This window comes from Shewanella sp. H8 (assembly GCF_040285065.1).
Classification (GTDB): Bacteria; Pseudomonadota; Gammaproteobacteria; order Enterobacterales; family Shewanellaceae; genus Shewanella; species Shewanella polaris.
Genome location: NZ_CP157213.1, coordinates 363,157 through 387,180, shown reverse-complemented (window position 1 = coordinate 387,180; position 24,024 = coordinate 363,157). Strand labels below are relative to the sequence as shown.

The following is a 24,024-nucleotide window of genomic DNA, read 5'->3' as shown; positions in this document are numbered from 1 at the left end:
TTCATGATATTCCCAAGGTAAAAAATCCATAATAAATATATTAATATATAATTAAAATTATAAAATTAAATGATAAATAACAATAGTTTAAATTAAAAAACCAGCTATAAAATAGCTGGTTTTTTACGATGTTGTTGCTAAAAATTATGTTATAGCTTTTCGGTCACAATCTTGGGTGTAACGAAAATTAACAGCTCTTGACGCTCATTAGAGTCAGTTGAGTTTCTAAATAAGAAGCCCACTAACGGAATATCACCCAATATTGGCACTTTGCTGACCCGACTAATTAAGTTCTGTTGGTAAATACCACCAAGGACAATTGTCTCACCATTATCAACTAGCACTTGTGTACCGATGCGTTGAGTATCAATGGCAACTGCTTCCCCCGTTCCGGTTGATACTGTTGTGCCTTGTGAATCTTGAGTAATTTCAAGATCAAGGATCACACGGTCATCTGGGGTTATTTGCGGTGTGACTCGCAGCGATAACACAGCCTTCTTAAAGGTTACGGTTGTCGCCCCACTTGATGCAGACTCAACGTATGGGATTTCAACACCCTGTTCTATGTATGCCGACTTCTGATTAGATGTGGTAATACGAGGGCTGGCAATAATTTCACCTTTATTTTCTTGTTCTAAAGCGCTTAGCTCTAAATCGAGAATGGTACCATCTGCCAATTTAGCCACATGAAAAGCGATACTGGTCGCCGAACTTGCCGCTGCTGGTAGATTCACATTAAGACGATCATCTACACTAGGAATCGTACCATTTGCAATGCTGGTAGCACCTTCAATAGTACCGGAAGTCCCGTCTGATCCCTGTTGGTCTGTTATACCCCAACGAATACCTAAGTCTTCACTGACATCGTCTTTAACGGTCACCATACGTGCTTCAATTAAGACTTGTTTAATCGGAATATCTAACACTTCAATTAATCGATGTACGTTTTCTAAAATCTCAGTAGTATCTTTTACTAACAAGGTATTAGTACGCTCATCGACGGCAACACTGCCACGAGATGAAAGCAGGGTTGAATCAGTTGTTTTAAGTAACTCAGCAATATCGACTGCTTTGGCATAATTTATTTGTAAGTATTCAGAATATAGCGGGGCTAACTCTTTCACTTCTTGTCTATTTTTTAAGTCATTGCTTTCTCTGATGGCAAGTTCTTCACTTGGTGCCACCATTAGAATGTTGCCTTCAATCCGTTTATCAAGACCTTTAGTTTGCAAGATCAGATCTAAAGCTTGATCCCAAGGTACATCATCTAAGCGTAAGGTAATATCGCCTTCAACCGTATCACTGGTGACAAGGTTGAAGTTGTTATAATCGGCAATAATCTGCAAAACAGTTCGAACAGAAATATTTTGGAAGTTTAAAGACAATGAGCGGCCATTATATTTTTTGGCTTCTTTCGCCATAGAAACTCGTTCAACTTTATCTACACTGACCTTAAATACGTTGCCGTCTTGGCGATAGTTGTAATCATAGTTACCTTCTATATCAACCAAAATACGGGCGGTTAAGTCATCTTTAAATGTCTCAAAACTATTCACTGGTGTGGCAAAGTCTTGTACATCCATAACGTAAAGTAAATCACTACCAATATTGGTATTGTAGAGTTGTATTTCTAGCTTTGAACCAACTTGTTCTACATTCGCCGCGACTGAACGATTACTAAGATTAAATAATATTTCTCCACCACCGGTTTTATTGCGGCGAAAGTCAATACTGCTAATACTATTAACAAATGGGTTATTTGCTTCAACTGGGCCTGATACATCATCATTTATGGTTAAACGGTAGCTATTACCAACAATTTTACCTTGATATGGCTTTACTTTATTCATTGCAATAATGATTTGTAAATCGCTACCTTGTTGTTGTGCATTTAACACTTTTACACCAACAACATTTATCGGAATGGTATTTTTATTTAAATTTGAAATCGTGTCAGAGAAATTCAATATGATTTCTGCTGGGTCAGCCGATAAATCAACAGATGGTGACGCTATTGATGATTCAAAAACTAACTCTAATTCTAATTGATGATCAACCATTGAATGATATTTGACATCTATAAGACGGTTAGCAGCTATCGCACTAGGTATTAAACCCATTATTAATACTGCACCAAAAAGTGCTCTACTAAATATTAATTTTGTTATTGTTTTTTTCATCGTGGCAGAAGACTCCATTATTCCCTCATCCTTCGCACGTTATTTTCCTGATAGTTCTAAATTGCTGGATCTTTCTGCCCAACAACCTGAACCATCAGGGATAATTTCGATAATTTCGATAAATTGCGGTGTTACTTTTGCAATTCGGCCATGATAAAGCCCTAAATACTCACCTACACCAACACGATAAACATTGCCATCACTAGACTCCACTAAAGCCCATATATCACTACCTTCACTCAATGTTCCACGCATTCTTAAATTATCTAATGCATAGGTTTCTAACCGACTTTTACGACGTTTCAAGTCTGGTTGCAAACAATCCTTAGATGTATCAATTACTTCTTCTGTTAATTCCCTTGACGGAGGAACAAAAGGGCTGCGCAATGATTCAACTTGATAAGCAAAATGTTCAAACTTCGGCGTTTGTTTTAATGGTGGTATACGCGCTACCTGTTGTGCTTTTGTAGTAGTAACAAATAGCTCTAAATCGCTGCGTTCGCCAATACAACCACTTAATAAAAACACCATTGATAATAATAAAGGCAAAAATTTCATTATTTCTGCCCCTTCTTAGCCGGTGGTGTTAATTCAGCCCCTTCTTTAAAACGATACGTTTTAGCAAGAATATCCATGGATAATCCACCGGTATCATTTTGCTTTATAATAAAGTCGTGCAAACTCACAATACGAGGTAACTTTGCAACACCACTAACCATATGCCCCATTTGATGGTAATTACCTTCTACAGACATTTTTATTGGAAATTCAATATAAAAGTCACGTTCGATTTCATTATCCCAATCTAGACTGTTAATTCTGAGACCTGCATCAGTCGCTACAAAGGTTAAATCATCTAACAACCCTGGCATTTCATTTTCAGACGGTAGCATTTTAAGTAATTCAGCAAATTGTATTTCCATTTCTGCTAATTGTTCACGATATAATTTAAGGTTTACCGCTAAACGATATTTAGTTTCAAAATCTTCACGCAGTTGAATTTCTTTTTGCTGTTCAGCTTCCATTTGGTCGAGCGAATCTGAAATAAATAAATAATAACTGGCACCAATAACACACAGAGACAAAAAAGCGGCGAAAACAATTTTCACCAACTTGGGCCAACCACCAATATTGTCAAAATCAATATCGTTAAATTGCTCTAAGTCGAGATTCATTTTCTCTCTCCTTGGCCCGAGTCAACATTCATTAATTGCGAATCATCACGAATAGTAATTCGTAATTTAAACCGTTGTAATTGCCTTAGCTCTTCGTTTTGGGTCACGATAGATTGCATACTAGGATCATTAAGATAAACAGAGGTTTTAACTTTTCTCATCATATTAGCGACATTGTTATTTGATTCACTTCGTCCTTCAATTAATAACACACTACCCTTTTTCTCTATGCTTGAGAGATAAATGCCAGGTGGTACTACTCGAACTAATTCATCTAAAACATGAGTCGGTAAATTACGTGACTGTTGCAGATTAAGAATAATTTCCGTACGACGTTCAATGTCTTTTTTACGCTCGGTAATTTTTTTAATTTCTGCTATTTGAGTATTGAGCAAGCTAATTTCAGATTCTAAATAGGCATTGCGTTGACGCTGATCGTCTGTAACAACTTCTAAAAAACCCAAAAATAAATAGACTACAAGTGACGTGACTAAAAACACTAACGAGAGAATACCGATAAAGTCGCGTTTTTGTTTTTCTCTAGCTTCTTCACGCCAAGGTAATAAGTTTATATTCGCCATTGAGCATAACTCCTTAGCGCAAGGCCACATGCCACCATATATTTACTTATAGTAGGTTGAAGCTGACTTTTTATTAAATCACTAGCATGTAAACAACCTTGGAAAGGATCCGCAATAATCGTATGCGTACCCAATTCGTTGCTGAGTAGCTCAACCAATCCCTCTAACTTAGCTGTGCCACCACATAATACAATATAATCAACTTTCTCTCGCCCACTGGCGGTACAGTATATCTGTAGTGTTCGTTTAATTTGTTGTAGTAACTGCATCTGAAATGGTGATAATACTTCAAACATATAATTGCGAGGTAATTGGCCAGTTATTTTAGCGTTTTCAGCCTCATCATTAGGCATACCATAAAAGGATGAAATTGATTGAGTAAACAACTCACCACCAAAAGCTTGCTCACGTATGAAGGTAGTATCACCGTGTTCGACTACAGAAAAGGTAGTCATATTGGCACCAATATCAACCATGGCGATAGATTTTTGAGTGGCATCTTCAGGTAACTGACCATAAATTAATTCTGCTGAGCGCCCTAATGCATAAGCCTCTACATCAACTACTTTGACGTCTAATTCGACTGCATCCAATGAATCAAGCCGTGAATCGATATTTTCGGTACGGCAGGCACTGAGTAACACATCGACTTTTGTTGGGTCGGTTATGTTTGGACTGAGCCTTTCAAAATCAATACTTACTTCATCAATTGAATAAGGAATGAGGTTGTCAGCTTCAATTTCAATTTGCGCTTCCATCTCTTCTTCACTTAACGAAGCATCCATATAAATGACTTTCGTCATAACGGCAGAACCGGAAACAGCGACCGCTGCGAATTTAAGAGATTTAGGTAAGCCGCGCCTAACCTGCCTTAATGATTCAAGGACAGCTTCAGTGTCACGAATATCATGATCGACTACAGCGCCCTTTCTTACAGGCACTGCCGCATAATTCTGAATTTTATATCCATCCGCCGTCTTGCTCAACAATATGGCTTTAATTTCATGAGACCCAATATCAATCCCGACCATTTGAGGTGCTTGACGCTTCCATAATTTTGAAAGCATAGTCCGTCATCATTCTATTTTTATTTTCTAAGAGATTAGCACATAATCAACTCGTTATAAGTATTTAGATAAAATGTTTAAACATTTTACAAATGCTTTTTAGTTATTTCATGTTTTACTTCACGAAAAAGCCTCCCGCTTATATACTACCGCCACTATTTCTAATTTTACTGGAATGATTGAGTGAAGTGGTTTAAACGTTTATTGATTGCATTTTTTAGCCTATCACTACTTGGCGTCGGCGCTATCGTTGCGGCTTACTTTTATGTGTTACCAAGTTTGCCGGATGTTAATTCACTAAAGACGGTCCAATTACAAACTCCACTGCGTATTTACAGCCGTGACGGTAAGCTTATTTCTCAGTTTGGTGAGAAACGTCGTATTCCAGTAGAATATGAAGATGTGCCTGTTCAGTTAATTAATGCGGTTCTCGATACTGAAGATGCACGATTTTTTGAACATAACGGTATCGATCCAATTGGTATTATCCGCGCAGCACTTATTTTGGTCACGACAGGTAAAAAGAGTCAGGGCGCGAGTACTATTACCCAACAAGTTGCACGAGGTTTTTTCTTATCAAATGAAAAAACTTATATTCGTAAGATCAAAGAGATTTTCCTTGCTCTTAAAATTGAAAAAGCTCTTTCCAAACAAGAAATTTTAACCCTTTATTTAAACCGTTCTTTCCTAGGAAATCGCGCTTATGGTGTTGGTGCGGCATCTCAAGTCTACTACGGTAAAGAACTTAGCCAGCTTACACTACCAGAGATGGCAATGATTGCAGGTTTACCACAAGCTCCTTCTGCAGCGAATCCTATTAGAAACCCAGAGCGAGCGATATCTCGTCGCAATTGGGTACTTAGCCGTATGCTTGAGAAACGCAATATTACTCAAGCTGAATACCAAGTCGCTATTAATAGTCCCTTAACCGCCAAATATCATGGTGCCGAAATTGATTTATATGCTCCATATATCTCAGAAATGGCACGAGACTATATGATCCAAAAATACGGCGAAGAAGCAGCCTATACCAACGGTTACAATGTCTACACTACGATATCATCAGACTTACAACTAATGGCTCAGGAGTCTTTAAGAGATAATGTTTTTGCTTATGATCAACGCCATGGTTATCGTGGTGCAGTGGCTGAGTTATGGACTGATACACCGATACATAATGAAGATATTGTGGCGATTTTAAAACGCACACCTTCTATACAAGGCATTATGCCCGCGGCAGTCATCAGCGTAAAAGATCAACAAGCACAAGTTATTGATGAAAAAGGCAAACTGATTACGCTTGAATGGAAAGGCTTAAAATGGGCTCGTAAGTTTATCAGCGATAAACGTCAAAGCTTACCACCAAAACTAGCGACTGATATTTTAACTGCTGGTCAGCAAGTGTGGATCCGTCATAACGGCAAGCATTGGCAATTATCTCAAATTCCGCAAGTGTCTAGTGCAACGGTTTCGCTTGCACCCCACGACGGCGCAATTGAAACCTTAGTAGGCGGATTCAGTTTTAGCCAAAGTCAATTTAACCGAGTAACACAAGCTAAACGCCAATTGGGTTCTAATATTAAACCTTTTATTTATGCCGCTGCATTAGAACATGGTTACACATTAGCCACGCTCATTAATAACGCGCCAATTAATAAACCTGACACTCGCCAAGGTACGGCATGGCGTCCTAAAAATTCACCTGATATTTACGGCGGTCCAACACGTTTACGGATAGGTTTGGCTCAGTCAATTAACGTCATGTCAGTTAGAGCGATGCGTCATACTGGCTTAGATAACACTATCAATAAATTAGTGCAATTTGGTTTTGACCCGAGTGATTTACCTCGAAATGAATCGTTAGCATTAGGTTCTCCTTCGGTCACACCATTACAAGTTGCTACAGCATTTAATACTTTTGCTAATGGTGGTTATCTCGTTGAACCGTATTTTATTGATCGTGTAACTGACTCATACGACAACATGATTGAACAAACTATTCCTGCCATTGCCTGTAGTAAACCTGAGGCTGAAGAACCCATTGCTATTGATGACCCATTCGCGGCAATGGCTGAAGAATTAACGCCGCAAATGGTAAAACCATCAGCGGACAATGCACATGAAACAACCGAAGTTAATTTAATGACCGTTGAACAAAATATTTGCACTAATCCGCAAGCGCATTTTGCTAAACGAGTCATTTCTGAACAGACTGCATTTTTAATCACAGAAGCACTAAAGAGCGTAATTTGGGGTGGCGGCGACTGGAGCAAAGGCACTGGTTGGAATGGTACTGCTTGGCGTGCATCTAAATTAATTAAACGTCATGATATTGCGGGTAAAACAGGAACGACTAACGAATCTCGAGATACTTGGTTCAGTGGTTTTAACCCAACACTTACGGCAACTTTCTGGGTTGGTTTTGATGATCATGGTCGTCAGCTAGGTCGCTCTAGTTGGATGGCTAATGGCGAACCAGATCAAATATCGGGTGCAGAAGCCGGAGCAAAAACAGCAGGACCTGGTTGGAATGACTTTATGAACAAAGCCCTTTCTGGTACCCCTGAAGCTTCAGTCATTCCCCCTAAAGGGATTGTGTCAGCACGTATTGATTTAGCTACGGGTAAATTAACACGTAAAACAGACTACACTACTCAGTTTGAATACTTTGTAGAGGGTACTGAACCTAAAGAATACGTTACCGAAACTCAACAAAATGGTGATATCTTTATTGATAATCCAGCTGAAGATTTATTTCAGTAAGTGGGATAACCTTTTACGTAATAAAAAAGCCATTCACTTGAATGGCTTTTTTATTTCTGTTGTCACTGCGGATTATTTCGGCATCAATAGCTGATGTAGTTCAGTAAGATTACGCACCTGATAACTTGGGGAGATATCATCACTCAACGGCTCGTCATGATGATTTAGCCAACAAGTGTCGATACCGGCATTAATACCACCTAGAATGTCAGAATGTAAGTTATCACCGACCATCAACACCTGCTGTTTTTCGGGATTGCCCATTAAACTAAACGCATGATTAAAAATAGCGACATCAGGTTTTGCTTTACCAAGTTGCTCTGAAATAACGACCGGATTAAAGGCATCTTGAAAACCTGTGCGGCTCAAACGGATACTCTGTAATTCGGTAAAACCATTAGTAATGATACCTAGATTAACCTTGCCATTTAATGAATCAATAAGGGTTCTAGCCCCAGGTAGTGGCTGACAAATATCGGCCATTGCCATTAGAAATTGGCTATTTAAATGTTGTGGTGTGACTAACAATTTACTTGCCCAATGATGAAAACGAGTATGCTGCAGATGGCTAGCACTAATTAATCCATTTTGATATTCAACCCATAATGGTTTATTGACCTGCTGATAGGCAGCAAAATCTTCTATATTAAAATCGACCTCAAAGCGCGAAAACATTAATTTCAATCCAGCAAAGGCATCGAAATGAAATAAGGTTTCATCTGCATCAAATAAAATCCATTGATATTTATTGAGTATATGTGACATCAACTAAGGCCTTATTGGTTAAAATAATAGATGTTGTGATGACGACTATAAGTCGAATAATGGCATTAATTGGTTTTCTTGCTGCAACAGACTTTGATAAATTGTTAACTGATTAATGCCGCGATCCAAATTATGATTTGGATGCTTTATGCCAAAATAAATATCACCATTTACATAATCAGTTAAAAATCGTACTCCCAGCATTAATGGCATCACTTTAGTGCCTAGCCATAAACTGCGTTTTTCGAGTGGGGTAATAATATCTTTAAGAGACTGAATGTACGCGTTAGCAGCCGCGACAATTATCTCCGATCGTGCGTGCACATTGGCCAAGTTGGTTGAATCTTCAGCCTCGGGAGAGCAAAAGGCGCGAACCATATCACCAAAGTCATACATCAAATAGCCTTTCATACAGGTATCTAAATCGATAATGGCCAGACTTGATCCATCTCGTTTATCAAAAAGCATATTATTGATTTTAGTATCATTATGGCATATTCGCATAGGCAAATCGGTTTCGTACTGTACCAATGTGGCCAATAGTTCTGTTTGCGCTAAACATAAGTCTACCCATTTTTTACAATGGATTAGTCGATTGTGAGCATCAGCGGCCTTTGCATCATGTAATTGAGCCATTCGTTGAGGTAAATTTAAAAAATTGGGAATAACATCGATAACATCATTGGAGGATAAATCACTCAACGCCGCCGCAAAGCGCCCAAAAGCCTCAGCCGCCAGCATAGCCTGCTCGGGAGTATTAACCACTTCAATTGTGTCACAGTGGGGCAAATAATCTATTGCCCGCCAAAAGCCATGTTCAGCAAAATCCAAATAAAGTTCACCAGCTACTGTGGCTATTGGGCTAACTACTTGTAGTGGATAATGCTGCTGTTGGCGCTTAGTCAGTAAATGTTGGCTTATGGTGGCAGCATTTTGTATGACCACCTTAGGTTCTGTAAATATTTGGGTATTAATGCGCTGTAACACCAACGATTTTGATTTATCACTCACCAAAAAGGTTTGATTAATATGGCCATTGCCCAATGAACTAACGGTACTGAAATTGTGACTAAAACCAAATTGAGGCAGTACATTTTCGCGGATAAAATTAATCAATCAAGAACTCCAATATCCTGTTTATCAAAATAAAGATAACCCCAAAAAATTATTTATTGGTTATCTACAAGATGATTATTGGCTTAGTATCATTTCAAATTGAGGGTTTTGCATTAACGTCGCCTGACTGCCTTTAAGACTAAACTCATAACCACACAACTTAAAACTGCCTCTAAGCGCGACATTATTCACAATGGCATTTTTATCTAGCGGAGTAAATCGGGCTTCAGTAGCACTATCCTGTAATAAATCAACCGTTATAGGCCGATAACTACTACCGTCATTAAACTCAAGATGACTACAGGTTTTATCACCTTTTGCGGTAGCTAAATCCCACAGCTTATGTGCATCACCACTATCACCTAACCACCTAACAATAAGGATATTATTGTCTAATGCTAACCAAAATCCATCTGGCAATTTAATGGTTTGTCGTAAGCTAGTTTGCTGCTCATTAATTGTATCTTCAGTCGGTTGACTTTGTTGCGCTTCATTGTCAGAAAAAGCACTGACTAAAGCGAAAACTAAATAAACAACAAGACAAACAGCCAAAATAGCAACGGCAATTTTACCGATAAGTATCAGTTTTAATCGATGTAATTTGGCCATATTAAGCCAAGTCTTTGTAAGCTCAGTAATTGACCCTGACTGTAACGCATTTTGGTCGACATACAGAGGTTGATGACTACGACTTGATGATGTTGTGAATGATGCAGATTGGTCACTCTCAACGGCCGAATCAGCTGAATGAGCTATATGCACATCATCTTGATCTATTATTGTTGGTTGCTGTAAATCATCTTTGAATTGATGCTTATCAACCTCTGCAGAATGTGGCACAGCCGAGTCAGTTAAGACGGCTTCATTATCACTCAATACTGGTGACGTAAATGAATGTTCCGACTCAGAATTAACAGGGGGGATTTGACCTTTCATTACGGGTTCTTGACGCTGGTGTACCGAACCGAAAATGGATGATTGTACTATGCTTGGTCCATTATACCCTTGCACATACCTAATCGAATTTTTAGCAGGTAAAAATGCAAAGTACCCACCACAAGCAAGGCCAAATAAAAACACCCCAGCTAATATCCCTACAGGCATCATAAAGTAAATCAATATGCCAAAAATCAATACTGGAACAACACAGATCATCGCCAACTTAATCGGTTTGTTGGCGTCATTTAAACGACGAATAGCAGATAAACCAACAATAGGCATGACCGCCAACATCACAATCCAATTAATTACACTCGCCGAAAATACGATCGCAGTGACCGTTAATAGCAAAAATGCTGCTAATAAAATTGCCATTAACCTTAAACCTGTGTCACGGCCTTCTCTGCACAGTACGGTTTTTAAAGACATCAATCATTCCTATTTATTTACAAAAATATCAAAAATAACTCGCTAGAAAACACAATTCGTTGATAATTCTACTCCGTTATATTGGCAATTATTGAATTGTTGTTAACACCATAATCATCAGTCACTGCTAATAGCGCAAAGCCTACAGAATTAATCCTATAAAGCCAGAGCCGACCTAGTTTTTTCGTTACTTTTTTACTGACTCTCTTGCAAGTTGCTTATGCCAATCATTGACTCACTTTAATTAATCCTATCACCATAATATACATCAGCAATCTCTATGATTGCGCTAGCATAACCTTACTGTTAGCGAGTATAATATTAAGCTTTCTTAATGAATAATTGGATGAGACTCCCTATTTATGAGCACTCGTGGAAATCTTTTTATAGTGTCAGCTCCTAGTGGCGCAGGTAAATCGTCACTTATATCAGCACTTTTAAAAGATAAACCCAGCGATAAACAGGTTTCTGTGTCGCATACGACCCGTAAACCTCGCCCCGGCGAAGTCGATGGTCAACATTATCATTTCGTTACTGTTGAGCAATTTAAAGCATTAATTAATCAAAGCGCTTTTATTGAATGGGCCGAAGTCTTTGGTAATTTTTATGGCACATCCAAAAGTGTCATTGAACAAACCTTAAATAAAGGTATTGATGTATTTCTTGATATTGATTGGCAAGGTGGCGAGCAAGTAAAAATATTGATGCCTAATACCGTTGGGGTGTTTATTTTACCCCCATCTAAAGCCGAACTTGAGCGTCGCTTAACTGGCCGAGGCCAAGACAGCAAAGAAGTCATCGATGCACGTATGGCACAAGCCGTTTCTGAAATGTCTCATTACACTCAATATGATTTTGTGATTGTAAATGATGATTTTGATAGCGCATTAGCTGACCTAAAGGCAATTATTCGTAGTCAACGCTTAACCTGTGCTAGTCAGCAGTATGCTCAAAATGATATGCTTAATGATCTCTTGGCAGATTAATTGTCATAGTGTACAATTTTGCGTCATTTTTTCCCATAGATAACACTGGAGTTTCAACACATGGCTCGCGTAACTGTAGAAGACGCCGTAAATAAAATCGGCAACCGTTTTGATATGATCCTGGTTGCAGCGCGTCGTGCACGCCAAATCGCCGTGCAAGGTAAAGAACCTATGGTTGATGAGATGAATGATAAACCAACGGTTATCGCTTTGCGTGAAATCGAATTAGGTTTAGTCACCTCAAATACTTTAGATGCTGATGAGCGCCAAACTGTTCGTGAACGTGAAGCAGCAGAAATTGCCGCTGTCGCCGCCATTGCAGAAGGCCACGTTTTATAAGGAGTAGCGCCACTTGTATCTGTTTGAAGGTCTAAAAGAGTCAGCATCCAGCTATTTAGAGCCGGATCAAGTAGAATTACTCAAGCAGGCCTATTTAGTTGCGCGTGATGCCCACGAAGGGCAAATGCGCACAAGTGGCGAGCCTTACATTACCCATCCAGTTGCGGTTAGCCGCATCTTGGCAGATATGCGTCTCGATCACGAGTCGCTTATGGCTGCCTTGCTCCATGACACCATTGAAGACACCCCTGTTACCAAAGAAGAACTCACTGAGTTATTTGGTATTACAGTGGCAGAACTCGTAGAAGGTGTATCAAAGCTAGATAAAATTAAATTTCGCGATAAAAAAGAAGCTCAAGCGGAAAACTTCCGCAAAATGATGATGGCGATGACTCAAGATATTCGAGTTATTCTCATTAAATTGGCTGACCGAACCCATAATATGCGCACATTAGGCGCCCTTCGCCCTGATAAACGTCGCCGCATTGCTCGCGAAACCTTAGAAATCTACGCCCCAATTGCCAACCGATTAGGTATTCATAATATCAAAATCGAACTTGAAGACTTAGGTTTTCAAGCTTATTACCCTATGCGACATCGAGTAATACGTGACGTTGTCAAAGCTGCTCGTGGTAATCGTAAAGAATTAATTAATAGTATCGAAGTCGCTATCGAATCTCGCCTAGAAGATGTAGGTGTGCCCGCGACAGTGAAAGGTCGAGAAAAAAATCTCTATTCGATTTATCGAAAAATGCGCAGTAAAGAATTGCAATTTCAAGAGGTCATGGACATCTATGCGTTTCGCGTAATAGTAGACTCTATCGATACTTGTTATCGCGTCTTAGGTGCAATGCACGGTTTATATAAACCACGTCCGGGCCGTTTTAAAGATTACATAGCCATTCCCAAGGCCAACGGTTATCAATCGCTACACACCTCATTATTTGGCCCTCATGCTGTTCCTGTTGAAGTGCAAATTCGCACCGAAGAAATGGACCAAATGGCGGATAAAGGTGTTGCTGCACACTGGATGTATAAAAACAATGCCGATGCACCTCAGCAAAATACCACCCAAGTTCGGGCTAACAAATGGATGCAAAGCTTGCTTGAATTGCAGCAGAGTGCAAGCAGCTCATTTGAATTTGTTGAAAACGTTAAAACAGAACTGTTCCCTGAAGAAATTTATGTGTTTACCCCTGAAGGGCGCATTTTAGAATTACCTGTTAATGCTACAGCGGTGGACTTTGCCTACGAAGTGCATACTGATGTTGGTAATACCTGTGTGGGAGCTAAAGTTAACCGCCAGGCTTATCCTTTGAGTCAGCCGCTAATTTCTGGGCAAACTATTGAAATTATTACGGCTAAAGGTGCTCGACCTAATGCCGCATGGCTCAACTTTGTTGTAACAGGTAAAGCCCGCGGTAAAATTCGTCAGGTCCTGAAGAGTTTAAAAGGTGATAATGCAATTGCACTCGGCAGACGACTACTTAATCATGCATTAGGTGATACTAAGCTAGAAACGATACCTGTCGAATTACTTGAAAAAGTCATCAAAGAAACCAAACATAGTTCTTTAGACTCTTTACTCGCTGACATTGGTTTAGGTAACGCCATGAGTATCGTGATTGCCCAACGTTTATTAGGTCAGCAGTTAGACGCTCAAGATCAAAATAATGAAACGTCGCAAATGGCTATTCGTGGCGCAGAAGGAATGTTGGTTACTTATGCTAATTGTTGTCGCCCTATCCCAGGTGATGCAGTCATAGCCCATGTGAGTCCAGGCAAAGGCTTAGTGCTGCACATGGAAAATTGTGCCAATATTCGCGGTTATCAAGGTGAGCCGGATAAATACATTTCAGTACATTGGGATAATGTAGAAGGCGCAGAATATCAAGCAAACTTACGCGTTGAAATTGTTAACCATCAAGGTGCGCTAGCTAAAATCACCTCAATTATTGCTTCTGCGGGATCAAATATTCACAATCTCAGCACCGAAGAACGTGATGGCCGAGTGTATTTGATTAATTTACGTATTTCAGTTAAAGATCGTGTTCATCTGGCCAACGTTATGCGCCGGATCCGTGTGTTACCTGAAGTATTACGTACCTCGCGTAACCGCTAATTCCTAACAACAATAAAGAGAGCACAATATGGCTGAAAAAATTATCATCACAACAGACAAAGCCCCACAAGCAATTGGGACTTATTCTCAAGCTGTTAAGGTTGGCAGTACGGTTTATCTTTCAGGTCAAATTCCACTTGATCCAAAAACAATGACTATGGTGAGCGATGATTTTTCTGAACAAGTCGTACAAGTGTTCGAAAATTTAACGGCTGTATGTGAAGCCGCTGGCGGAAACATGAGTGATATCGTTAAGTTGAATATATTCCTAACCGATCTATCCCATTTTGCGACCGTGAACGAAATTATGAGTCGTTATTTCCAGCAACCTTACCCTGCTCGTGCAGCTATTGGCGTCAAAGAGTTACCAAAAGGGTCATTGGTTGAAATGGACGGAATAATGGAAATCTAACAGTGACACTTCAATATGTCAAAGGCGCCTAGGGCGCCTTTTTTATTATCAGCAAACTGCCTTTTGTAGAGTATTTACTCAATACCTATTGTTTATTCAACCCATTCTGCTAACTTGGTTACAGTGTTACCTTGCACACATATTGTGCAATTGTTTGCGCCAGCGCACAAAAATGGCCATAATAAGTTTATAAATACCCACAATAACAATAATGAACATGGAAGCTTCGATGGAAAACTTAATTAAAACTCCTGTTGAGATGTTGTCTCATTGGGTTGATACACAAGGTGACAAAGTTTACCTTCGCCAACCGATTGATGGTAAATATGTGGATTTCACATGGCGTGAAGTTCAACAAAAAATGCACCAAATTGCAGGTTCGCTACGCCATTTAGGTCTTGAGCGCGGAGACAAAATTGCCGTACTATCTAAAAACTGCGCCGAGTGGTTTATTGTCGATTTAGCGTTAATGTACGGTGGCTACATTAGTGTACCTATTTACCCAACAGCTAATGCTGAAACCATTCGCTATGTTGTTGAACACAGCGGTGTTAAAGCTATTTTTACCGGTAAACTCGATCATTGGGCAGAACAAGAAGCCGCTGTTGGCGGTGATATTCTTCGTTTGGCCATGCCTTATGACACCATGCCTGCGCAATACCATTGGCAGCAACTGTTAAAACTTGGTCAACCGCTTGTTGATGAACCTCTACCAACAGCCGATCAGGTCATGACCCTCATATATACTTCAGGTTCAACCGGTAAACCTAAAGGCGCAATACAAACCTTTACCAGTTATGGTTGGGCGTGTGAAGCAGTGATTCGTGACTTACAAGTTAATACCACTGACCGACTTTTATCCTATTTACCACTAGCACATATTACTGAACGCGTTGCGATTGAAGGTTCGTCATTTTATTCCGGTGCAACTATTTCTTTTGTTGAAGGCCTCGACTCATTTGTTGATGACATTCAACGCTGTCGCCCAACGGTATTTTTCTCGGTCCCGCGTTTATGGACTGTATTCCAATTAAACATTATCAACAAAATTGGCGAGAAAAAACTCAAAACCTTACTCAAGTTACCTATCATTAGCAGTATTGTTAAACGTAAAATTAAGAGCGGTTTAGGACTCGATCAATCACGCTTAAACGGCTCAGGCTCGGCTCCAATCCCACCATCTTTGATTCAATGGTATAACAACATTGGCATTGATATTTGTGAAGCATGGGGTATGACCGAAAACAGTGCTTACTCAATTATCAACTATCCATTCAATGCCAAGAAAATTGGTACTGTTGGTCGTCCCGTTGAAGGCTGTTTAGTGCGCCAAACTGAAGAAGGTGAGTTGTTGGTTAAAAGTCCTGGCTTAATGAGTGGTTATTACTTACAAGATGAAGCCACCGCTGCAGCCTTTACTGAAGATGGTTTTTTCCACACGGGTGATTTGTGTGAAATCGACGAAGACGGTTATATCGATATTACCGGTCGCGTTAAAGACAACTTTAAAACCTCAAAAGGTAAGTATGTTGCACCAGTACCGATTGAACGTAAACTGGCTCAAGATTCGCATGTTGATTTAATTTGTGTTATTGGGTCAGGTTTACCGCACCCAGTGGCTTTGGTACAGCTTTCAGAAGGTTCAAAACTACAACCTCGCGAAGAAGTCAGAACATCATTAAAGGAAACTCTGGATGGTGTTAATCCACATTTAGAATCGCACGAACATGTTGATGCCATTATCGTTGTCAACGACGAATGGACCATTGAGAATGATGTGTTAACCCCAACCTTAAAAATTAAACGTCACGTGCTTGAAAAAGCCTTTAGCGCTAAAGTAGACGGTATTCGCGGTGCCAAAGTGCGTTGGGAAGACGAATTATAACAAGCTATTTTTATTTGGTTTTACGTTCAAAAAAATACACGCTAATTGCGTGTATTTTTTTGACATATTCTGTCAATATACGCGAAATTTAAAAACCGCGCTGCTTGAGTGCGGTATACATCACAAGGCAGATACGGTCATGTTAATTGCGTTATCCATCATTGGTGGTTTTATTATTTTAACCTTTGGCGCAGAAGCTTTAGTCCGCGGGGCAAGTGCAATTGCGCTTCGCTTAGGTATTGCACCACTTATAATAGGCTTAACCATTGTCGCATTTGGTACCAGTGCCCCCGAATTGGCTGTCAGTGTAAAATCTGCACTTGCGGGTAATCCAGGCATTGCTTTAGGTAACGTTGTAGGTTCAAACATTGTTAACATTGGATTGATTTTAGCGGTCACTGCACTAATACGCCCTATCACAGTGCATTCTCAAATGGTCAAACGTGATATTCCAATCATGATTTCCGCTTCAATTTTTGTATGGTTTTTATTGCTTGATGGCGATGTCAGCTTTATTGATGGAGCAATATTATTTAGCTTACTTATTGGCTATCTTGTATTTAGTTATATTAGTTCTAAAAATAATCCAGAAGAAGTAGACATCGACACAAAACCACAAAATCCGCTACTTTCAATTGCCCTCATTGCCGTCGGTATCACCATGCTAGTAGGAGGGGGAATTTTGTTTGTTAATGGTGCTGTTGATTTAGCTAAACAATTTGGTATCAGCGAAGTGATTATCGGCTTAACGATTGTCGCGATAGGGACCAGCATGCCTGAGCTTGTGACCTCGGTAATGGCTGCACTTAAAGGTCAAAGTGACATTGCAATTGGTAACGTCGTGGGTTCCAATATTTTCAATGTCCTGGGTATTTTGGGCGCTACAGCGCTAATTCATCCAGTCTCAGCTGAAGGTTTTAATGAAATTGATTTTATTGCCATGATTATCTTTGCCATTATGGTGCTTCCATTCGCGTGGAGTGGATTTCGAATTGGTCGTCGTGAAGGTGCTGTGTTACTCGCAGGTTACCTTGGATATACCAGCTACTTAGTGATGCAAGTGGTTTAATCTATTCATCACACTACCCATTGTTGATAAATAAGACCGAATGTAAATGCGGTCTTATTCACAAAGTACATGACATTTGTCACCCTATTTTGATGACCTTTGTGTCTGATAATTAATCATGTGTTTCTCCATACTAAGCCTATCCCAACAACTTGTTGGGCTAACTTACCCGGAGATAGCCATGAAGACCTTACTATTGATCACCAGCTTAACCTTAGTCAGCCATAGTAGCTTTGCAGATATCAGCGACATTGATGCTGCGGCTAACACCATGAACATTACCGAACTAAGCCAATATAGCGAAAACAGCAACGATTATGAAAAAGCCTATGCTGATTATCGTCTAGCCATCACAGCCAACATCATCGGACAACGTCAACTTGCTGCAGATTCATTAAACAATGCTCAGCAAACTCTCGAAACCATGTTGAACCAACACACTTCAGCTGACTCGCAAGCTTTGTTAGCGGCAGTATATGGTATGCAGATCGCCTTCGATAATACTAAGGGGGCGGAATATGGCATGAAAACAGCTCAGCTATTACAACAAGCCAGTGAGCTTGAGCCCAACAACCCTCGTGTCAATCTTGTTAAAGCCATTAATGCATTTTATACCCCAAGTACATTTGGTGGCGGATTGGATAAAGCGCAAACATTGGCAAGCCAGGCTATTACTCAGTATGACCTACCCTGTGACACTATTTGCTGGGGACACGCTGAAGCTTACACATGGAGAGGTTTAGCTAAACAAGAACAAGGTGACTTAAGCGGTGCAATGCAAGACTGGCAAGCAGCATTGGATATTGACCCGCAATACGGTTGGGCAAATTTTCTATTAAACCAACAGGCTGTAAAACAATAATGCCGATTGCTTTTTTCTTGAGTTAACGCGCAGTTACTCTATGATTAACTGCGCTGGGAGGCACAATGACAATTTGTTTATCATCTAATAATGAAAAAAGTTATGAGCAAAAAACCGCTTGGGTTTACCTCATAAACTTAGGCTTTTACTTTATTCCACTATATTTCATGGGTGACCAATGGTTAACAATAGCCTTGGCGATCTTGTTACTGATCCCGTTTATCATTGGCTATTTTTGGGCATATAACAACTCAACAGAACAAGCATTTAAGCCTATTCTGTTCATGTTATTTATCGCTATTATCTCTGGATTTTTAACCAGCGGCGCAATTTCATTATTCAGCTTTTGTTGTTTCTTTATTGGCTTTTTTTACTCGCTTCGAACCGCTATATTGAGCTTTATAGGCATTAGCCTTCTACTTCTAGCCATTGATCTTTGGGTCGGTTACCCTGGTTACTTTTTTACATTTTACGGCATGGGGATCTGTTTAGGTGTTGGCGTATTTGGGGTTATTGAACAAAAACGCCAACAAATAAAGCGTCAGCAGCAACAGTCTAAAGATGAAGTAACCCACCTTGCTACGGCCCTTGAACGCGAACGTATCGCCCGTGATCTTCATGATGTGATGGGACATCATTTAGCCTCGATAGCATTAAAAGCCGAACTGGCAGACAAACTCATTAGTGCGGGTAAAACCGAACAAGCACAGCAACAAATTAGCCAAGTTAGTCAAATAACACGCGACTGCTTGAGTCAAATCCGTCAAACAGTCAGCGATTATAAACACCAAAGATTAAGCCAAACGTTAAAAACGCTAACGCAAACTTTGCGTGATAAATCCATCGCAGTCACGATAGAGGGTCAATGGCCTAAGCTTAATGAATTAACAGAATCACAACTGTGCCTGATGTTAACTGAGTTAGTAAACAACACCATTAAACATAGCCAAGCTGACCATTGCACTATTTTAACCCAAACAACAACAGACAAGGTGTTGCTTCAATACATGGAGAATCGAGCTGTAAAAGTCCTAACAGAAGGTAACGGACTAAAAGGGATAAAAGAGCGCGCTGCACTATTGAATGGCGATGTGCAGTTTCAATTAAGTCCACAGTTTGTCGTCAGCATCACTTTGCCATTAATTGAGTCAACATGAAAATTTTATTAGCAGAAGATCAAGCCATGGTGCGCGGAGCATTAGCTGCATTATTAACATTGGCAGCCGATGACTTAAATGGCATTAGCATCACCGAAGTAGAAGATGGTGATAAAGCCATGACAATGCTGAAATCACAGCATTTTGATTTACTCTTAACCGACATCGAAATGCCTGGAAAATCAGGATTAGAACTAAGCCAATGGCTGCAACAACAAGCCAGTTCGACTAAAGTGATTATTCTCACCACCTTCGGTCGAGCTGGCTATATCAAACGAGCATTAGAATACGGTGTCGGTGGTTTTTTATTAAAAGATGCGCCTTCAGATGACCTCATCAACGCCATAAAGTTAGTGATGGCGGGCAAACGGATTATCGATCCTGAGCTGGCCTTTAATGCCATTGGTGAAATTGATCCACTCAATGACAAAGAGCGACGGGCATTGCGACTGGCCAGTGAAGGTTTATCTACGGCAGACATTGCCAACCAACTATTTATTGCTGAAGGCACGGTGCGAAACTATTTATCAGAAGCAATTAACAAACTCAATGCCAGCAACCGAATCGATGCGGCCAGAATCGCTAAACAAAAGGGTTGGTTGTAATTGATTGCTGAATATTGCCTTGTATTCAAAGTCTGCTAAGATACCTTAAACATCTGTATATAATTACAGTGATTTGAGATTGATAGCTTGAAATCACTATGATTTTTACATCTTTGATAATCTATTTGGGTGAACACAATTTGCTACGACTGGATCTTGTTCCGATCACCGACCTTAAAGGCGTTGCTAAAAAGGTTGCGGAAAAACTGGCTAAGTTAGGTATTAAAACCGTACAAGATGTACTGTTTCATTTACCGCTGCGTTATGAAGACCGTACACAAATACATCCTATTGCCGCACTACCTCCTGGCAGTTATGGCACTATCGAAGCAGAAATTCAGTCGACTCAAATCATGCTGGGGCGGCGGCGCATGTTAGTGTGCAATGTCCGCGATCACAGCGGAATGATGAGCCTGCGATTTTTTAATTTCTCTATGGCACAACGTAACGCCATGGAAAATGGCGCCAGCATTCGGGCGTACGGTGAAATACGCCGTGGCAATCATCATAAAGAAATTGTTCATCCGGAATATCAAATTATTCATCCTGGTGAATCAATTACATTAAGCGACACATTAACCCCCATTTATCCGACAACTGAAGGGGTAAAACAAGCCAGTTGGATAAAATTGACAGCGCAAGCCTTGGCGATGTTAGACCAAGGTGGATTACCCGAGTTACTGCCCAGTGCATTACAACCAAACAATATTAGCCTGCATGATGCGCTGCATATTTTGCACCGTCCCCATAGTTCGGTGTCACCCTTTGAATTAGAACAAGGTCAGCATCCAGCACAGCAAAGATTAATCCAAGAAGAATTGCTGGCTCATAATCTGAGCATGTTGCAACTACGCCAGCGCAGTAATCAAGATGCCGCAGTTTCAATGCCTGCTACAGGGCAATTGTTAACCCCATTTTTAGCACAACTGCCTTTTAAGCCAACAGGAGCACAACAACGAGTTGTAGCCGAAATCAGCCAAGATATTCAGCATCCAACGCCCATGATGCGTTTAGTTCAAGGTGATGTAGGTTCTGGGAAAACTTTGGTGGCGGCACTTGCTGCGTTACAAGCAATTGAAAACGGATACCAAGTGGCCATGATGGCACCGACTGAATTATTGGCTGAACAACATGCTGCTAACTTTGCAGCTTGGTTTGAACCACTTGGGCTAAAAGTCGGCTGGTTGGCAGGTAAACTTAAAGGCAAAGCGCGAGTTCAATCACTCGAAGATATCGCTTCTGGCGCTGCTCAAATGGTCATCGGTACTCATGCGATTTTTCAACAGGCAGTGGTATTTAATAAGCTGGCGTTAATTATTATTGATGAGCAACATCGTTTTGGTGTTCATCAACGCTTAGGGTTACGAGAAAAAGGCGTTAACCAAGGCTTTCATCCACACCAGTTAATTATGACTGCCACACCCATTCCACGAACTTTAGCCATGACAGCTTATGCAGATTTAGACACTTCAATTATTGACGAGCTTCCTCCAGGACGTACACCGGTCACAACCGTTGCTATTGCTGATAGCCGTCGTGAACAAGTGATTGAACGAGTGAAACAAGCTGCACTGCATGATAACCGTCAAGCTTATTGGGTATGTACGTTAATTGAAGAATCTGAGGTTCTTGAATGCCAAGCTGCAGAAGATACAGCAGCTGAACTCACTATTGCACTACCAGAACTAAAAATAGGCTTGATTCATGGCCGAATGAAAAGCGCTGAAAAACAGGCGATTATGGCGCAATTTAAATCAGGTGAATTGAACTTATTGGTTGCCACAACCGTCATAGAAGTGGGCGTTGATGTGCCTAACGCCAGTTTAATGATTATTGAAAACCCTGAACGATTAGGCCTTGCTCAATTACATCAGTTAAGAGGTCGAGTCGGCCGCGGAGCTGTGGCCAGCCATTGTGTATTGCTTTACAAAGCGCCATTGTCACAAACCGCCACTAAACGTTTAGGGGTGTTGCGAAACAGTAACGATGGTTTTGTTATTGCACAAAAAGACTTAGAAATAAGAGGGCCAGGTGAAGTTCTGGGCACCAAACAAACCGGTTTGGCTGATCTTAAAATTGCAGATCTTATACGTGATCAACATTTAATTGCACCAACACAAAAATTGGCATCCCACGTTAACCAGCAAGTGCCTCAAAACGTAGATGCTATCATTCAACGCTGGATAGGTGATAGACAACAATATGTCCAAGCATAATACTGTTTATAATATATTATTCATTATCAGCAGTTATCACTAGACAAGTCTGCTGAATATTGCAAAATGGTATACCAATCGTATTCGTTATCTGATCATGCTGCGGAAATTAAAATTACGGTAATCAAAGCGAAGGTTTGAAAGCATAGCCATTTTACGTTTAAAGGCTTCAACGCAGAGTCAAGTAATTTGAAACCCGTTCTTCTGAAGCGTTTCAAGCATTCAAGTACTGCGTTGCATTAACTTAAAAGGGAACAACCATTCCTACATTAATACGCCTTGAATTGAAAAGCTTGTGATACTCAGAACTGTTCAGATAACTGTTGTGATTGGTATCATGCAGAATTTTTCGACTCCACCTAGATATTTATATCGATTAGCAATAACACCAAGGAATTGAAATGCAAGTTAATGAAGAAGACCGAATTACCCCACAAGCCTCTGAAAAGCCAGGGTCTAACATGCTGTTAATCGCTATTGCGGTTATTGCGCTATTAGGTGCAAGCAGTTATTTTTATTTTACCAGTGATGACACTGAAGAATTTGAACCACTCGTTATCACTCCCGTTGAACTACCAGAATCAGTGCCAGAGACACCAATAGAACAAACACCTATTGAAGAACCTCAAAATATTGCTACTACTGATGATGTAGTTCCTATTGGAGAGCCAGAAACGACTGCCATGGTTGAACCACTACCGGCCTTAAGTGATTCTGATGATTTTGTTGAAGCAAAAACCTTAGCAATTGCCAATGGTATGAAAATCGCACCGATGATTTTGAAAAAAGACATCGCACGCCAATTTGTCGTATTCGTCGACAACTTAGCCCAAGGCGATTTAGTGCGTAAAGCTAGCCCGTTAAAAGGCCCTGATACTCAATTCTCCGTGAGTGAAATAACCAACAAAACTTATCTTAATCCAGATGGTTATCATCGATATGACGTGTATGCGAATTTTATCGCAGACTTAAGCGAAAAAGATTTATTATCGACTTACACTGAATTAAAACCGTTATTTTCCGAAGCATTTACTGAACTTGGTTACAATGATGTTGATTTTGATAAGCGCATGCAACAGGCTTTTAGCATGATTATTAACGCACCCATAATTGAAGATCCTATTGAGCTATCATCTATCAGTGTTAACTATAAATATGTTAACCCTAACCTTGAAGCATTACCCAATGCGCAAAAACTGTTGATTCGTATGGGACCAGAAAACACTCGTAAGATCAAAGCAGCGGTAAAGAAGTTACAAAAAAGCTTTCCAAATAAATAAGCTTGTATAGCAAACAACATTGTTATTTTATTTAACTACCAGCTATCAGCGCGACGATTATCGTCGCGCTTTTTAT

The 24,024-nt window shown here is 40.1% G+C and carries 20 protein-coding genes; 12 read left to right on the top strand and 8 right to left on the bottom strand.

Annotated features, from left to right (window positions below):
• Nucleotides 1–149: 149 nt before the first annotated feature.
• The 5 genes from ABIS04_RS01690 to ABIS04_RS01670 are packed head-to-tail and all read right to left on the bottom strand — an operon-like array spanning nucleotide 150 to nucleotide 5,003.
• Entirely contained in the window at nucleotides 150–2,198 is a 2,049-nt protein-coding gene (locus tag ABIS04_RS01690; protein ID WP_350432394.1) for a type IV pilus secretin PilQ family protein, read from the bottom strand.
• 21 nt (nucleotides 2,199–2,219) lie between these two features.
• Complete coding sequence (locus ABIS04_RS01685; RefSeq protein WP_137223533.1) at nucleotides 2,220–2,738, bottom strand: pilus assembly protein PilP; 519 nt, start codon at nucleotides 2,736–2,738, stop codon at nucleotides 2,220–2,222.
• Nucleotides 2,738–3,355 carry a type 4a pilus biogenesis protein PilO gene (locus ABIS04_RS01680; RefSeq protein ID WP_140233123.1) on the bottom strand — a complete coding sequence of 206 codons (618 nt, stop codon included), beginning with the start codon at nucleotides 3,353–3,355 and terminating at the stop codon, nucleotides 2,738–2,740. Before ABIS04_RS01680 ends, ABIS04_RS01685 begins: the two co-directional genes overlap by 1 nt.
• Entirely contained in the window at nucleotides 3,352–3,936 is a 585-nt protein-coding gene (locus ABIS04_RS01675; protein WP_140233122.1) for a PilN domain-containing protein, read from the bottom strand. Before ABIS04_RS01675 ends, ABIS04_RS01680 begins: the two co-directional genes overlap by 4 nt.
• Entirely contained in the window at nucleotides 3,924–5,003 is a 1,080-nt protein-coding gene (locus ABIS04_RS01670; protein WP_140233121.1) for a pilus assembly protein PilM, read from the bottom strand. The genes ABIS04_RS01675 and ABIS04_RS01670 overlap by 13 nt, the downstream gene beginning before the upstream one ends.
• A gap of 183 nt (nucleotides 5,004–5,186) precedes the next feature.
• Here ABIS04_RS01670 and ABIS04_RS01665 point away from each other — a divergent pair, with 183 nt between their 5' ends.
• Nucleotides 5,187–7,766 carry a PBP1A family penicillin-binding protein gene (locus ABIS04_RS01665; RefSeq protein ID WP_350432393.1) on the top strand — a complete coding sequence of 860 codons (2,580 nt, stop codon included), beginning with the start codon at nucleotides 5,187–5,189 and terminating at the stop codon, nucleotides 7,764–7,766.
• A 72-nt stretch (nucleotides 7,767–7,838) separates the two neighbouring features.
• Here the strand turns inward: ABIS04_RS01665 and yjjG are convergent, their stop codons facing one another.
• The 3 genes from yjjG to ABIS04_RS01650 all read right to left on the bottom strand — a co-directional run bounded on the left by yjjG (nucleotide 7,839) and on the right by ABIS04_RS01650 (nucleotide 11,015).
• On the bottom strand, nucleotides 7,839–8,531 hold the full coding sequence (yjjG, locus tag ABIS04_RS01660) for a pyrimidine 5'-nucleotidase (RefSeq protein WP_350432392.1): 693 nt from the start codon (nucleotides 8,529–8,531) through the stop codon (nucleotides 7,839–7,841).
• Between the two features lie 45 nt (nucleotides 8,532–8,576).
• Complete coding sequence (locus tag ABIS04_RS01655; RefSeq protein ID WP_140233118.1) at nucleotides 8,577–9,647, bottom strand: phosphotransferase enzyme family protein; 1,071 nt, start codon at nucleotides 9,645–9,647, stop codon at nucleotides 8,577–8,579.
• 75 nt (nucleotides 9,648–9,722) lie between these two features.
• Nucleotides 9,723–11,015 carry a DUF805 domain-containing protein gene (locus ABIS04_RS01650; protein ID WP_137223547.1) on the bottom strand — a complete coding sequence of 431 codons (1,293 nt, stop codon included), beginning with the start codon at nucleotides 11,013–11,015 and terminating at the stop codon, nucleotides 9,723–9,725.
• Between the two features lie 362 nt (nucleotides 11,016–11,377).
• On the opposite strand from ABIS04_RS01650, the gene gmk reads away from it, so the two are divergent.
• From gmk to ABIS04_RS01595, 11 genes are all read left to right on the top strand, one after another.
• Nucleotides 11,378–12,001 carry a guanylate kinase gene (gmk, locus tag ABIS04_RS01645; RefSeq protein WP_137223549.1) on the top strand — a complete coding sequence of 208 codons (624 nt, stop codon included), beginning with the start codon at nucleotides 11,378–11,380 and terminating at the stop codon, nucleotides 11,999–12,001.
• Nucleotides 12,002–12,061: 60 nt separating this feature from the next.
• On the top strand, nucleotides 12,062–12,340 hold the full coding sequence (gene rpoZ / locus ABIS04_RS01640; protein ID WP_137223551.1) for a DNA-directed RNA polymerase subunit omega: 279 nt from the start codon (nucleotides 12,062–12,064) through the stop codon (nucleotides 12,338–12,340).
• A 13-nt stretch (nucleotides 12,341–12,353) separates the two neighbouring features.
• Entirely contained in the window at nucleotides 12,354–14,462 is a 2,109-nt protein-coding gene (gene spoT, locus ABIS04_RS01635; protein WP_137223553.1) for a bifunctional GTP diphosphokinase/guanosine-3',5'-bis pyrophosphate 3'-pyrophosphohydrolase, read from the top strand.
• 28 nt (nucleotides 14,463–14,490) lie between these two features.
• Nucleotides 14,491–14,874 (top strand): RidA family protein, encoded by a 384-nt coding sequence (locus ABIS04_RS01630; protein WP_137223555.1) that lies wholly within the window; start codon nucleotides 14,491–14,493, stop codon nucleotides 14,872–14,874.
• 229 nt (nucleotides 14,875–15,103) lie between these two features.
• Nucleotides 15,104–16,759 (top strand): AMP-binding protein, encoded by a 1,656-nt coding sequence (locus ABIS04_RS01625; RefSeq protein WP_140233115.1) that lies wholly within the window; start codon nucleotides 15,104–15,106, stop codon nucleotides 16,757–16,759.
• A gap of 139 nt (nucleotides 16,760–16,898) precedes the next feature.
• Nucleotides 16,899–17,828 (top strand): calcium/sodium antiporter, encoded by a 930-nt coding sequence (locus tag ABIS04_RS01620; RefSeq protein ID WP_350432391.1) that lies wholly within the window; start codon nucleotides 16,899–16,901, stop codon nucleotides 17,826–17,828.
• Nucleotides 17,829–18,009: 181 nt separating this feature from the next.
• Entirely contained in the window at nucleotides 18,010–18,690 is a 681-nt protein-coding gene (locus ABIS04_RS01615) for a hypothetical protein (protein WP_350432390.1), read from the top strand.
• A gap of 65 nt (nucleotides 18,691–18,755) precedes the next feature.
• Complete coding sequence (locus tag ABIS04_RS01610) at nucleotides 18,756–19,847, top strand: histidine kinase (RefSeq protein WP_350432389.1); 1,092 nt, start codon at nucleotides 18,756–18,758, stop codon at nucleotides 19,845–19,847.
• Nucleotides 19,844–20,452, top strand: coding sequence for a DNA-binding response regulator (locus tag ABIS04_RS01605; RefSeq protein ID WP_140233111.1), 609 nt, complete (start codon nucleotides 19,844–19,846; stop codon nucleotides 20,450–20,452). The genes ABIS04_RS01610 and ABIS04_RS01605 overlap by 4 nt, the downstream gene beginning before the upstream one ends.
• Nucleotides 20,453–20,592: 140 nt before the next feature.
• Nucleotides 20,593–22,668 (top strand): ATP-dependent DNA helicase RecG, encoded by a 2,076-nt coding sequence (gene recG, locus ABIS04_RS01600; RefSeq protein WP_350432388.1) that lies wholly within the window; start codon nucleotides 20,593–20,595, stop codon nucleotides 22,666–22,668.
• A gap of 401 nt (nucleotides 22,669–23,069) precedes the next feature.
• Nucleotides 23,070–23,948 (top strand): DUF3014 domain-containing protein, encoded by an 879-nt coding sequence (locus ABIS04_RS01595; protein WP_350432387.1) that lies wholly within the window; start codon nucleotides 23,070–23,072, stop codon nucleotides 23,946–23,948.
• Nucleotides 23,949–24,024: the final 76 nt, after the last annotated feature.

Bases quoted from the DNA above. Each gene is read 5' to 3' on its own strand.
- ABIS04_RS01625 (WP_140233115.1), top strand. From the start codon at position 15,104: ATGGAAAACTTAATTAAAACTCCTGTTGAGATGTTGTCTCATTGGGTT.
- ABIS04_RS01650 (WP_137223547.1), bottom strand. From the start codon at position 11,015: ATGTCTTTAAAAACCGTACTGTGCAGAGAAGGCCGTGACACAGGTTTA.
- gmk (WP_137223549.1), top strand. From the start codon at position 11,378: ATGAGCACTCGTGGAAATCTTTTTATAGTGTCAGCTCCTAGTGGCGCA.
- ABIS04_RS01630 (WP_137223555.1), top strand. From the start codon at position 14,491: ATGGCTGAAAAAATTATCATCACAACAGACAAAGCCCCACAAGCAATT.
- ABIS04_RS01595 (WP_350432387.1), top strand. From the start codon at position 23,070: ATGCAAGTTAATGAAGAAGACCGAATTACCCCACAAGCCTCTGAAAAG.
- rpoZ (WP_137223551.1), top strand. From the start codon at position 12,062: ATGGCTCGCGTAACTGTAGAAGACGCCGTAAATAAAATCGGCAACCGT.
- ABIS04_RS01675 (WP_140233122.1), bottom strand. From the start codon at position 3,936: ATGGCGAATATAAACTTATTACCTTGGCGTGAAGAAGCTAGAGAAAAA.
- ABIS04_RS01605 (WP_140233111.1), top strand. From the start codon at position 19,844: ATGAAAATTTTATTAGCAGAAGATCAAGCCATGGTGCGCGGAGCATTA.
- ABIS04_RS01685 (WP_137223533.1), bottom strand. From the start codon at position 2,738: ATGAAATTTTTGCCTTTATTATTATCAATGGTGTTTTTATTAAGTGGT.
- ABIS04_RS01690 (WP_350432394.1), bottom strand. From the start codon at position 2,198: ATGGAGTCTTCTGCCACGATGAAAAAAACAATAACAAAATTAATATTT.
- ABIS04_RS01670 (WP_140233121.1), bottom strand. From the start codon at position 5,003: ATGCTTTCAAAATTATGGAAGCGTCAAGCACCTCAAATGGTCGGGATT.
- ABIS04_RS01680 (WP_140233123.1), bottom strand. From the start codon at position 3,355: ATGAATCTCGACTTAGAGCAATTTAACGATATTGATTTTGACAATATT.
- ABIS04_RS01615 (WP_350432390.1), top strand. From the start codon at position 18,010: ATGAAGACCTTACTATTGATCACCAGCTTAACCTTAGTCAGCCATAGT.
- ABIS04_RS01620 (WP_350432391.1), top strand. From the start codon at position 16,899: ATGTTAATTGCGTTATCCATCATTGGTGGTTTTATTATTTTAACCTTT.
- yjjG (WP_350432392.1), bottom strand. From the start codon at position 8,531: ATGTCACATATACTCAATAAATATCAATGGATTTTATTTGATGCAGAT.
- ABIS04_RS01610 (WP_350432389.1), top strand. From the start codon at position 18,756: ATGACAATTTGTTTATCATCTAATAATGAAAAAAGTTATGAGCAAAAA.